Genomic DNA, 12377 nt, shown 5'->3' with positions numbered 1-12377 from the left:
CTCGTCAGGCTCATAACCTGAAGGTCACAGGTTCAAATCCTGTCCCCGCAACCAAACACAAAAGCCCGCCCCGGGAGAACCAGGGCGGGCTTTTTCGTGTCTCAAGCGTCCGTTCCGCGCAGGCTCCGCCGGTGAAGCAGGACGATGCCGAGACCGAGGACGACCACGGTCGCGGCGGCGGCCAGACTGAGGATGCGCTCCACCAGCGGCGTGTAGATGCCGCGGGCTGCATCGTAGCCGTAGCACAGCAGGGTGAGGCGATCGGCCAGGGTGCTGCCCCGCCCCTCCCCCGCCTCGATCAGCGCGAGGCGCAGGTCGCGGCCGTTGAGGGCCAGGGGCGACAGCACCTGCGCGACGCGTCCTTCCGGCGTCAACAGGATCGCGGCGGCCGGATGGGCGATGCTGTCGCTGTCGCGGTCCACGATGTAGCGATAGCCCAGTGCTCCGGTCAGGCGCGCGATGGCCTGCGCATCGCCCACGAGCGCCCGCGCCGCCACCAGCCCGCCCGACGATGCCTGCGGCATGCGTCGCGCCGCTTCGATGTCGTCCTTCGGGTCGAGGCCGACCAGGACGAAGCTGACGTCGCGGTCGGGCGCGAGCCCGCTGGCCGCGAGGGCTGCTGCGGACATCGCCAGCATCGGATCGCAGACGTTGGCGCAGGTGTAATCGACGGGCAGCAACAGGGTCGCCCGTCCGCCCATCGCCGCCCCCAGCGTGGTCGCTCCCGTCGCCGCATCGGTGAAGGCGAGATCCAGGTCCACCCGGGCATCGGCCGCGGGTGCGATGGCGACGCGCGCGAGGTCGTTCTCCGCCAGGCGCGCCCACCCGATGCCGGGCAGCACGACCGATCCCATCAGGCCGAACAACAGGGTGGATGCCAGTCGCGACCTCATCCGGATCGCCCGTATCGGGTCGCGAACGCGCATGGGGATCGTGTGCTCGGTCCTGAGGTCTCGGCCGGCCCGGGCGCTTGCGCGTCCACATCCCAAGGGCACCCAGGACGGGGATCCAAGCGCACCCAGGGCGGGGACATCTCTGCGGACGGCACTCTCATGACGGCAAGCGGATACGCGGCCCAAACGTTCCCCGATCTTCTCCCCCCGACCCCCTCCCCGATGACCGGCCCGCCAACCCGTATGGGCTGCCGCCGCGGAGTGAACCGGTGCCTCCGGCCTGTGGTTGTCGTCGGAAACTGGGTTGTGGGAAACTGGGTTGTGGAAAGCGGATGAGACGGCATCGTGACACCCCGCGCCCGACCGTGCTGTCAGGTCGGCGCCGCTCCTGATGGCGCAACTGTTCGCGCCCGGGGCCGACGCGCTCCTGCGCCTCGCGGTCCTGTCCGGGGCGGCCCTGCTCGCCGGGGGCGCCGTCGTGGTCGCGGGGATCGCGCGCTCGGACTACGTCACCGGCGTCGGGATCGCACCGGCCCAGCCGGTGCCCTTCAGCCACAAGCACCATGCGGGGGAACTCGGCATCGATTGCCGCTACTGCCACACCACCGTGGAGACCCAGGCCAGCGCCGGGCTGCCGCCGACCCAGACCTGCATGACCTGCCACTCGCAGATCTGGACCGGGTCGGACATGCTCAAGCCCGTGCGCGACAGCTTTTCCAGCGGTGAGCCGTTGCGCTGGACGCGGCTGAACAAGCTTCCGCAATACGTCTACTACAACCACGCGGTGCACGTGACCAAGGGGATTGGCTGCTCGACCTGCCACGGGGATGTCACGACCATGCAGATGACCTTCCGTGCCAACGCGTTCGAGATGCGCTTCTGCCTCGATTGCCACCGGGCGCCGGACCGATACGTCCGCCCACCCGATCAGGTCTGGAACATGAACTGGAGTCCGCCCGCCGATCAGGCCACGCGGGGGCCGGAACTCGTGGCGAAAAACCACATTCACGGCGGCGACCGGCTCACCGAATGCGGGATCTGTCACCGCTGATGGCCGAAGCCCACGACCTCGCGCATCTGCGCCGCCGCCTCGCGTCCGGGGATGGACCCGCCTTCTGGCGCAGCCTCGACGCGGTCGCGGAGACCCGCGCCTTTCAGGCCTATCTCCGATCCGAGTTTCCGGGTGCGCTGGCTCTCGCGCAGGGACCGGAACGGCGCGGCTTCCTCAAGCTGATGGCGGCCTCCTTCGCGCTTGCCGGCCTCTCGGCCTGCGATGCCTTCGACGGCCGCGGCCGCGAGGTGCCCTACGTGGTGCAGCCCGAGCGCATCGTGGCGAGCGCTCCCCTCGCCTACGCCTCCTCGGCGCTGTTCGACGGCTTTGCCAACGGCATCCTGGTCACCACCCGCAACGGCCGGCCCCTGAAGGTCGAGGGCAATCCCGAGCATCCCTGGAGCCGGGGCGGCACCGACGTTCTGGCCCAGGCCTCGGTGCTCGGGCTCTACGATCCGTTCCGCAGCCAAGCGGTCCAGCATCTCGGCCGCCCCTCCGCGTGGTCGGCCTTTCGCGGGGCGCTGCTGCCGCGCCTGACGACCCTGCGCGAGACCGGGGGCGCCGGCTTCCACCTCCTCACCGGTCCGGTCACGTCGCCGTCGCTGGCCGCCGGGATCGCGCGGCTGCGCGCGGCCTATCCGGGCCTGCGCTGGCACGTCGCCGAGACGGTGCCGCGCACGGGCCTCTACGAGGGTGCGCGGCAGGCCTATGGCCGGCCCCTGGAGACGCAGATCCGATTCGACCGGGCCCGCACCCTGGTTGCCCTCGATGGCGACTTCCTGGATGTCGGGCCGGGGCAGGTCGGCCTGTCCCGACGCTGGATCGAGGCGCGCCGGGCGGCGCAGGCCGCGGGCGGTCTCCTCACCCTCCACGCGGCCGCCTCCACGCCGGGCCTGACCAGCAGCAAGGCCGACCACACCCTCGCGGCCGAGCCCGACGACCTCGTGCGCCTCGCGCACAACCTGCTGCGTCTGGCGGAGGGCGGCCGGCCGGAGGTCCCGGATGGACCGATGGCGGCCTGGATCGCACGAACTGGCGCGGCTCTGCTGGCCGATCGCGGACGCAGCGTCGTCACCGCGGGCCTCGGCCAGCCGGCGGAGGTCCATGCCCTCGTGCACCGGATCAACGGGGCGCTGGGAAACACCGGCGTCACGGTGCTGCACACCGCACCGGTTCCGGTCCAGGGCGCCGAGAGCCTGTCGGACCTCGGCGATGCGATGGCACGGGGGAGCGTCGGCACCCTGCTGATGCTCGGGGTCAATCCCGCCTATGCCGCGCCGGGCGATCTCGCCTTCGCCGAACGGCTGTCGCGGGTGCCGTTCAAGATTCATGCGGCCGCCTATTTCGACGAGACCGCGGCCCATGCCGACTGGCACCTGCCCCTGGCCCACCCGCTGGAAAGCTGGGGCGATGCGCGTTCCCTCGACGGCACGGTGGGGCTGATCCAGCCGACCGTGGCACCGCTCTATGGCGGCCGTTCGGCCCACGAAATCCTGACCCTTTTCCAGGCCGAGGCGCCGGCAAACGAAGCGTCCGCGCCTCAGGCGCCCGGAACACAAGGGCCCGGAACACAAGGGCCCGCAAACGAAGCGTCCGTGAACGAGGGAGCGCGACAGGGGCGCGTCCTGCTGGAGCGCCAGTGGCGCGGTCCGGACGAGGACGACGCCGCCTTCGCGGCGCGCTTCAGCGAGGCCCTGCGCCTCGGCTTCCTGCCCGATTCCGCGCTGGCGGTGGAAGCCGTCACCCTCTCCGGCGGTGTCGTGCCGGCGCCGAGCACGGATTCGGGGGACAGGATCGACCTCGTCTTCCGCCCCGATCCCTGCGTCTGGGATGGAGCGGAGGCCGATCTCGGCTGGCTCCAGGAACTGCCGAAACCGCTCACCAAGGTGGTGTGGGAGAACGTGGTCGCGCTGAGCCCGACGCTCGCCGAACGCCTCCGTCTCACCACCGGCGACATCGTCGCGGTGGAGGCGAACGGTCGGCGCCTGGAGGGGGCCGCCTGGATCCTGCCGGGGCAGGCCGAGCGCACGGTGACGCTGACCCTCGGCTATGGTCGGCGGGTGCCGGACCATCTCGCCCACGGGCTGGGCTACGATGCCAACGCGCTCCGGTCGAGCGCCACGCCCTACGGGCTCTCCGGCGTGACCCTGACCCGGACCGGCCGCCATGCGAAGCCGGTGACGACCCAGGACCTCGGCACGATGCAGGGGCACGACTTCGTGCGCGTGCAGGCGGTGGGGGCGCCGAGCGTCGGCGATCCACCGGGCGCGGCCGTGCCGTCCTTCTACCCCGAGGCGCCGTCGGCGGGGCGGGGCGAGGCATCGGCGGGCGGCAAGAGCGCCCGGGCCTGGGGCATGGTGATCGACCTCGACGCCTGCATCGGCTGCAATGCCTGCCTCACCGCCTGCCAGTCCGAGAACAACATCCCGGTGGTGGGGCGCGAGGAGGTGGCGCGTGGGCGTTGGATGAACTGGCTTCGGGTCGACCGCTACTACGCGGGCGGGCTCGACGCGCCGAAGACCCATTTCCAGCCCGTGCCCTGCATGCATTGCGAGCAGGCGCCCTGCGAGCTCGGCTGCCCGGTGGAGGCGACGGTGCACGACAGCGAGGGCCTGAATCTGCAGGTCTACAACCGCTGCATCGGCACCCGCACCTGCCAGAGCTACTGCCCCTACAAGGTCCGGCGCTTCAACTTCCTCGATTATACCGGCGGGGCGGCGCCGGTGGAGCAGCAGCAGCGCAATCCGGAGGTCACCGTGCGGGCGCGCGGCGTGATGGAGAAATGCACCTACTGCCTCCAGCGCATCGCCGGCGCGCGCATCGATTCGGCCAAGGACGCGCATGCGCCGATCCCCGACGGGGTGGTGGAGACTGCCTGCCAGGGCGCCTGCCCGACCCGGGCCATCGTGTTCGGCGATCTCGCGGACGATGCGAGCCGGGTCGCCGCGGCACGCCGGGACCCGCGCAACTACGCCCTGCTCGGCGATCTCAACACCCGCCCCCGCACCACCTACCTCGCCAGCCTGGCGCCGGGGGCGCCCGATGCCGAGCCGGGTCGGGAGGGCTGAGCGGCATGGCCGACGCGGTCCTCGGTCCCGAGACCTCGACCCGCTCCGGCGCCGGGATCGCGCGCGCGATCGCGGTGCGGGCCCTGCACAATCCGCCGGGACGGCGCTGGTGGATCGCCTTCGCGGCGGCCTCCGGCCTGCTCGCCCTGTTCTTCGGGGTGATCCTCGTCCTGCTCTTCACCGGCGTCGGGATCTGGAACAACAACAATGCCGTGGTGTGGGCGCTGGACATCGCCTCCTACGATTGGTGGATCGGCATCGCCTGCGGCAGCGTCGTGGTCGCCGGAACCCTGCGCCTCACCGATGCGCCCTGGCGCGGCGCGATCAGCCGGATCGCGGAGGCGAATGCGCTTCTCTGCACCCTCGCGGCCGGGCTCTACCCGATCATCCATCTCGGGCGCCCGTGGTTCTTCTACTGGAACCTGCCCTATCCCAACACGCTGGGGCTGTGGCCGCAATTCCGCTCGCCCCTGGTCTGGGACGCCGTCGACATCGTCAGCTTCCTCGTCGTGACGGTGAGCCTCTGGTATCTCGGCCTGTTGCCCGATCTCGCGACCCTGCGCGACCGGGCCTATGCCGAGGCCGAGATCAAGTCCCGGCGCGCCGGGCGTCCGCGCCGCTGGCCGAGGTTGAAGGCCCAGGCCTATGGCATCGCGGCGGCGGGCTGGCGCGGCTCTGCCTCGCACTGGCAGCTCTGGGGGCAGGCCTACCGCATCGTCGCGCTGCTCGGCCTGCTCCTCGTGGTCGCGCTCCAGACCGGGGCTTCCGTGATGTTCGCCGGCTCCGTCCTTCCCGGCTGGCACGACACGATCCTGCCCGTCACCGAGTTGGTGAACGCGGTGTTCTCCGGCGTGGCCGTCATCGCCGCCCTGGCGGTGCTGATCCGCGCCGTCTACGGCCTCGACGATCTGATCACCGAGCGGCACGTCGAGCGTCTCGCCCGGCTTCTCCTCGGCCTCGGCCTCGCCAGCCTGTACTGCCACGGGGCCGAGTTCCTGTCCGGCTTCCTGCACGGCGACGCCTTCGAGCGGGCGACCCTGGTGCGGCGGCTCACCGGGGCGCAGGCCTGGGCGTTCTGGACCGTGCTGACCTGCGCGCTGCTCCCCGTCCACCTGTTCTGGTGGGCGCGCTTCCGGCGCTCGGGCCCGACGCTGGCCCTAGTGGGCGGCCTCGTGGCGATCGGAGCCTATGCGGACCACGTCATGGTGCTGGTGGTGACCCTCTCGCACGATTTCCTGCCCTCCTCCGCCCTCGCGTATCGGGTCGGGCTGTGGGGCGTGGCGACGTTTGCCGGCTCGGTGGGTCTGTTCCTCGTGCTGCTGCTCCTGGTCCTGCGCGCGCTGCCGGTAATCTCGATCGCCGACCTGCGCGCAGCTGCGCCGGCCGAGCCGCGCGCCCCGGCCGGACCCGTGCCCGCCGACCGGCCGGTCGGCGCCGAGACGCCGCTTTGGGGCGTCAGTGCCGAGTTCGACACCGAGGCGGACATGGCCCGTGCCATGCGCGCTTTGGCCCGCCCCCATCCCCATCACGGCACGACGGTGCGCCTCGATGCCTTCGGCCCCGTGCCGATGCCGGATGCCCTGGACGGGCTCGCGCGCCGGAACCGCTCGATCCTCCCCTATGCCCTGGGCGCGTCGCTGGCCGGCGGCGCGGCCTTCTACGGGATGTGCGTCTACGCGACCGCCTACGGCTACGTCTTCGATGTCGGCGGGCGGCCGCGCTTCTCCTGGCCCTCGTTCGTGGTGCCGAGCCTGTCCTTCGGCGTGATGTGCGGGACGCTGGCCGTGCACGCGGTCTTCCTGTTCGTGAACCGCCTGCCGCGTCTCAACCACCCGGCCTTCAACATCCCGGAATTCGGGCGGGCGTCGCAGGACCGCTACTTCCTGGCCGCCGAGGCCCGTAGCACCGACTTCGACGCGGCGCGCATCGAGCGCCGACTCGTGAGCCTTCCCGAGGGAGGCGGACGTCCCCTCGCCATCCGGCGGGTGCCGCGATGAGGCGCTGGCTCGACCCTAGTCTCCCCCTCGTCCTGTCCGTGAGCCTGTCCCTGACCTTGGCCGGCTGCGGCGAGGCGAACATGCGCGATCAGGCCAAGGCCAACACCTGGGACGCCAACCGCTTTTTCCCGCAGGGCATGACCATGCGCGAACCCGTGGCCGGGACCGTGCCCCGCACCGATCCGGCCCGTTTCGTGCCGCGCCCGGCCGTCATCGACGCGGCCCTTCTGGCGCGGGGCCGGGAGCGCTACGGCATCGCCTGCACGCCCTGTCACGGTCGCAGCGGCGACGGTCGGGGCATGATCGTGGCGCGCGGCTTTCCCGCCGCGCCGTCCTTCGCCGACGCGCGCCTGCGGGGCGCCAGCGCCGACGCGCTCTACAGGGCGATCATCCAGGGGCACGGTGCGATGTTCGGCATGGGCGCGCAGGTGGCCCCGGCCGACCGCTGGGCCATCGTCGCCTATATCCGCGCCCTGCAGTTGAGCCAGGGCGCGGCGGTGGCGGATCTGCCGGAGTTGGACCGGACCCGGCTCGCGGAGACCGCCCGATGAGCGCCGGCCGCTCGCTCGCCGCACTCCTGGCCGGCCTTGCCGCCCTCGGCCTCGCCGTCCGTCTCGGCGATTGGCAGGCGTCCTATCTCGCCGCGTGGCTTGGCCTCCTGGCCCTGCCGCTGGGCGCCCTCCCCCTGGCGGCGGGCCTCGATGCGCTCGCGCCCCGAGGATTCCTGTCCCTGCGCCCGTCTCTGCGGCGCTGCCTCGGGCTGATGCCGGTGGCGGCCCTCCTCGCCCTCCCCCTCGTCGGGGTGGTGCCGGCGCTCTATCCCTTCGCCGGCGGAACCCCCGCCGCGACCCCACTCGCCGAAATCTGGCTGACCACCCCGTTCTTCGCCGCGCGGATCGTCGCCGCCCTCGCCCTCTGGGTCTGGCTCTGTCTCCGGGTCGCCGCCGGCCGTGGACCGGTCGCCCTGGTGCTCGGCCTGCACGCCGTGCTGGCGACCCTCGTGAGCTTCGACCTCGTCACCGCCCTCGACCCCCGCCTCGGCTCCAGCCTGATCGGCCTCCTCATGATGGTGGCCTGGAGCGGTGCGGCCCTTGCCGCGGCGCTTCTGGTTCTACCGCCCGGCAAGCGCCCCGAGGCCGGGCTGCTGCCGCTCGCCCTGTTGCTGGCGGCCTGGGTCTTCCTGCACTTCGTGCAGTTCTTCGTCGTCTGGTCCGCCAACCTGCCCGCGGAGGTGTCCTGGTACCTGGCGCGCGGCGGCCTCCTGGGGCGCGCCCTCAGCGTCGCGGGCGGAGCCGTCGCGGTGTTCGCCGCCCTCCTGACCTTGCGGCCGGGGCCGTGGACGACCCGACTCCTGGCGGGGCTCGCCCTCGTGGTCCATGGCGCCGAGATGGCCTGGCTCGTCACCCCGGCTTCGCGCGGGGCCTTCGTGGTCACGGGGCAGGATGGCCTCGCCGGATTCGCCGTCGCCTGCCTCGCCCTCGGCCTCGCTTCCCATCCCGCTCTGCGCCACCCCGCTCGCCTCGCCCCGGAGAGACCCGCATGAGCGCGCCGAACGACACCCGCCGCTCAAGCCTCGGCCTCCTCCCGGCGATCCTGGCCGGCCTGATCCTGCGTCGCACCGGCGCCGTGCCGGCCCGCGCCGCCGAGGCTTCAGGCTCCGAACCTCCGGCGCAGGACTGGGATTACGAGCACAGCGACGCCGCGGCCGGCAAGACCGCCTGGGTGATGCTCGGCCTCGCCGGCGCCGTGCTCCCCACCATCGGCGCGGTCCTGCTTCTCGACCACGTCGTCCTCGGCCACCAGCGCCGCGCCCTGCCCCCGCTCACCCCCCAGCAGATCGTGGCGATCCGGCCGCCGCCCCCGAACCTGCAGCCCGATCCCTATGCGGATATCGACGCGAAGGAGGCGGACGAAGCCGGCCGCCTGTCCGGCTACGCCTATCTCGACGCGTCCCGCACCCGTGCCCGCATCCCGATCGACCGGGCCATGGCGCTGATGGCCGGCCGGTCCTTCGACCCGGAACCCCCGCGGGTCCCGGCGCCATGAAGGCCCAATCCGCCCTCGCGCTCTGGCCCCCGGCCGCCTCGGCCACGGCGGTCGAGACCGACCACATCATCCTCGGCTTCACGGTGCTGACCCTGCTCCTCACGGTGCCGGTCTTCCTCGCCATCACGTATTTCGCCCTGCGCTACCGGGCCGGCGAGCAGGTCGACCGCAGCACCGACGAGCGCCGCAGTTTCCTGATCGAGATCAGCTGGATGCTGATCCCCTACGGGCTGACGCTGATCTTCTTCGGCTGGGGCGCCAAGCTCTTCATCGAGTCCCGCCATCCGCCGCCGGGGGCCATGGTGGTGGAGGCGGTGGGCCGCCAATGGATGTGGAAGTTCCAGCATCCGACCGGCCAGTCCGAGATCAACGACCTGCACCTGCCGATCGACCAGCCGGTCCGCATCCGCATCACCAGCCAGGACGTGATCCACGCCCTCTACCTGCCGGCCCTGCGCCTGCAGATCGCCGCCCTGCCCGACCGGACGACGGAGATCTGGTTCAAGGCGGACCGCACCGGGACCTATCGGCTCTACTGCTCGGAATATTGCGGCACCGACCACTCGGTCATGGACGGCAACCTGACCCTGATGACCCAGGCCGAGTACCAGCACTGGCTCACCCATGCGGGCGCGCAGCAATCGAACGTGGCAGCGGGCCGCGTCCTGTACGAGTCCTATGGCTGCGCCGGCTGCCACGACGGCGCGGTCGCGGGTGTGAAGGCGCCGTCCCTCGCCGGCCTCTACGGCCGCCCGGTCCACCTCGCCGATGGCCGCACCCTCACGGCGGATGAGGACTACATCCGGGCCAAGATCCTCAACCCCAACGCCAACCGGCTCGCCGGCGGCGGCAAGCAGGTGATGCCGAGCTTTCGCGGGGTGATCCCGGCCGACGACCTCGACCGTCTCGTCGGCTACCTCAGATCCTATGATCGCGTCGCCGAAGGCATGCCCCAGGAAACGTCTCGAGGAACCCCCCGATGAGCAGCGCCGGAACCCTGCACGGCGACGCCGCCGCGCGCGATCCCCACATCCCGGCGCCGACCCTGGACCGGCCGGAGGATTATCTCCACGCCGAATCGACCCTGCGCTCGTGGTTCTTCACCACCGACCACAAGCGCATCGCGCTCCTGTATCTGGCCAGCATCACCGCCTTCTTCGTCATCGGCGCGGTGGCGGCCGGCTTCGTGCGCCTCGCCCTCGTCGTGCCGAACGGCGCGATCATGACCAACGACACCTACAACAAGGCCTTCACCATCCACGGGGTGGTGATGGTGTGGTTCTTCCTCATTCCGTCGATTCCGAACACCTTCGGCAACTTCCTGATCCCGCTGATGATCGGGGCCAAGGACCTCGCCTTCCCGCGGCTCAACCTGGCGAGCTGGTACGTCTTCATGGCCGGCGCCCTGTTCACCCTGGTCTCGGTGGTGCTGGGCGGGGTCGATACCGGCTGGACCTTCTACGCGCCGCTCTCCACCGCCTTCTCGAACACCTGGGTGCTGCCCGCGCTCATCGGCGTCACCATCGTGGGGTTCTCCTCGATCCTGACGGGGCTCAACTTCGTCGTCACCATCCACACCATGCGGGCGCCCGGCATGACCTGGTTCCGCCTGCCGATCTTCGTCTGGACCCACTACGCCACCAGCCTGATCTTCCTGTTGGCGACCCCCGTCATCACCATTGCGCTGATCCTGCTCATCGCCGAGCGGGCCTTCCACGTGGGTGTGTTCGACCCGGCCTATGGCGGTGACCCGGTGCTGTTCCAGCACCTGTTCTGGTTCTATTCGCACCCGGCGGTCTACATCATGGTCCTGCCCGGGATGGGGGTCATCTCCGAGATCGTGCCGGCCTTCGCCCAGAAGAAGCTCTTCGGCTACCGCTTCGTCGCCTACGCGGCGATCGGGCTCGCCTCCGTGACGTTCTTCGTCTGGGGCCACCACATGTTCGTCAACGGGCAGAGCGACCTCGCCTCGCTGGCCTTCTCGGCCCTGTCCTTCGCGGTGGCGGTGCCCTCGGCGGTCAAGGTCTACAACTGGACCGCCACCATCCACAAAGGCCGCCTGCGCCTCGATACCCCGATGCTGTACGCCATTGGCTATATCGGCCTGTTCGTGCTCGGCGGGTTGACGGGGCTCTACCTCGCGACGCTGGCCATCAACCAGCACGTCCACGCCACCTACTTCGTGGTGGCGCATTTCCACTACATCATGGTCGGCGGCACGGTGCTGGCTTTCCTCGGCGGGCTGCACTTCTGGTGGCCGAAGATCACCGGGCGGATGTACAGCGAGCCCTGGGGCCGGATCTCGGCGCTGTTCATCTTCCTTGGCTTCAACGTCACCTTCTTCCCGCAATTCATCCTCGGCTATCTCGGCATGCCGCGGCGCTACGCGACCTACCCGCCGGAATTCCAGCTCCTCAACGTGCTGTCCTCGGCGGGCTCGACCATCCTGGCGGCGGGCTACCTCTTCCCGATGGTCTACCTCGTCTATGCCCTGTGGTTCGGGCGCAGGGCACCCGGCAATCCCTGGGACGCCAAGGGGCTCGAATGGGAGACGACCTCCCCGCCCCCGCCGCACAACTTTTCGCAGCCGCCGCAGGTGCCGGAGGTGCCCTACGACTACCCGATCCAGGCGCAGGAGACCGGGAGGCAGCACACATGAGCGCTGATTGCATCGGTGCCGACCCGGTCGGCGTGACGCGTGCCGAGCACTTCGCCGCGGTGGCTCAGCAGCGTCATGCCGCCACCCTCGGCATGTGGGCCTGGCTGCTCACCGAACTCCTGCTCTTCTCGGGCCTGTTCCTCACGGCGCTGATCCTGCGCCTGCTCCATCCCGAGGCCGTGCAGGCGGCGGCCGGGCACCTCAAGTTCTGGATCGGGGCGGTCAACACGGTGGTGCTGCTCTGTTCCAGCCTGACCATGTCGGCCGCGATCGAACTCTCGCGTCTCGGCTTGCAGCGGCTGATGGTCGGCTGCCTCCTCGCCACCGCCAGCCTCGGCCTGCTGTTCCTGGTTCTGAAGGGCTACGAGTATGTCGCCGATTACGAGGAGCACATGATGCCCTTCCTGGCCCGCCGGCCCTATGCGCTGGCCGAACAGCCGGCGACGCGGCTCTTCGTCAATCTCTATTACGTGGCGACCGCACTGCACGCGGTCCATCTCGTCACCGGCATCGCCATCCTGCTCGGACTCACCTGGAAGGCCTCGCGTCCCGGATTCCTGCTGCGGCACCAGAACTGGATCGAGGTCTACGGCCTGTACTGGCACTTCATCGACCTGATCTGGATCATCGCCTTCCCGGTGCTCTACGTGGTCAACCGGTAGG

At 70.6% G+C, this 12377-nt stretch carries 10 protein-coding genes; 9 read left to right on the top strand and 1 reads right to left on the bottom strand.

From position 1 onward, the window contains the following. Window positions 1–101: 101 nt before the first annotated feature. Window positions 102–893 carry an SCO family protein gene (locus tag ASF57_RS06010; protein WP_156375994.1) on the bottom strand — a complete coding sequence of 264 codons (792 nt, stop codon included), beginning with the start codon at window positions 891–893 and terminating at the stop codon, window positions 102–104. 391 nt (window positions 894–1284) lie between these two features. On the opposite strand from ASF57_RS06010, the gene ASF57_RS06005 reads away from it, so the two are divergent. Genes ASF57_RS06005 through ASF57_RS05965 form a run of 9 tightly spaced genes read left to right on the top strand, consistent with a single transcriptional unit; the run spans window position 1285 to window position 12376 of the window. Further along, window positions 1285–1944: a cytochrome c3 family protein gene (locus ASF57_RS06005; RefSeq protein WP_056481077.1), complete on the top strand. Its 660-nt coding sequence runs from the start codon at window positions 1285–1287 to the stop codon at window positions 1942–1944. Beyond that, window positions 1944–5012, top strand: a complete 3069-nt coding sequence (locus ASF57_RS06000; protein WP_056481074.1) for a TAT-variant-translocated molybdopterin oxidoreductase — start codon at window positions 1944–1946, stop codon at window positions 5010–5012. Before ASF57_RS06005 ends, ASF57_RS06000 begins: the two co-directional genes overlap by 1 nt. A 5-nt stretch (window positions 5013–5017) precedes the next feature. Further along, entirely contained in the window at window positions 5018–7009 is a 1992-nt protein-coding gene (locus ASF57_RS05995) for a quinol:electron acceptor oxidoreductase subunit ActD (protein WP_056481072.1), read from the top strand. After that, window positions 7006–7560 (top strand): cytochrome c, encoded by a 555-nt coding sequence (locus tag ASF57_RS05990; protein ID WP_056481070.1) that lies wholly within the window; start codon window positions 7006–7008, stop codon window positions 7558–7560. Before ASF57_RS05995 ends, ASF57_RS05990 begins: the two co-directional genes overlap by 4 nt. Then, window positions 7557–8552: a hypothetical protein gene (locus ASF57_RS05985; RefSeq protein ID WP_056481068.1), complete on the top strand. Its 996-nt coding sequence runs from the start codon at window positions 7557–7559 to the stop codon at window positions 8550–8552. Before ASF57_RS05990 ends, ASF57_RS05985 begins: the two co-directional genes overlap by 4 nt. Beyond that, window positions 8549–9055, top strand: coding sequence for a hypothetical protein (locus ASF57_RS05980; RefSeq protein WP_056481066.1), 507 nt, complete (start codon window positions 8549–8551; stop codon window positions 9053–9055). The genes ASF57_RS05985 and ASF57_RS05980 overlap by 4 nt, the downstream gene beginning before the upstream one ends. Beyond that, window positions 9052–10038 carry a cytochrome c oxidase subunit II gene (gene coxB / locus ASF57_RS05975; protein WP_056190689.1) on the top strand — a complete coding sequence of 329 codons (987 nt, stop codon included), beginning with the start codon at window positions 9052–9054 and terminating at the stop codon, window positions 10036–10038. Before ASF57_RS05980 ends, coxB begins: the two co-directional genes overlap by 4 nt. Beyond that, window positions 10035–11714 (top strand): cbb3-type cytochrome c oxidase subunit I, encoded by a 1680-nt coding sequence (locus tag ASF57_RS05970; RefSeq protein ID WP_056481064.1) that lies wholly within the window; start codon window positions 10035–10037, stop codon window positions 11712–11714. The genes coxB and ASF57_RS05970 overlap by 4 nt, the downstream gene beginning before the upstream one ends. Continuing rightward, complete coding sequence (locus ASF57_RS05965) at window positions 11711–12376, top strand: cytochrome c oxidase subunit 3 (protein WP_056481063.1); 666 nt, start codon at window positions 11711–11713, stop codon at window positions 12374–12376. Before ASF57_RS05970 ends, ASF57_RS05965 begins: the two co-directional genes overlap by 4 nt. Window position 12377: the final 1 nt, after the last annotated feature.

The sequence above is a fragment of the Methylobacterium sp. Leaf117 genome (assembly GCF_001422985.1).
Classification (GTDB): domain Bacteria; phylum Pseudomonadota; class Alphaproteobacteria; order Rhizobiales; family Beijerinckiaceae; genus Methylobacterium.
This window is presented reverse-complemented; position numbering and strand designations above follow the sequence as displayed.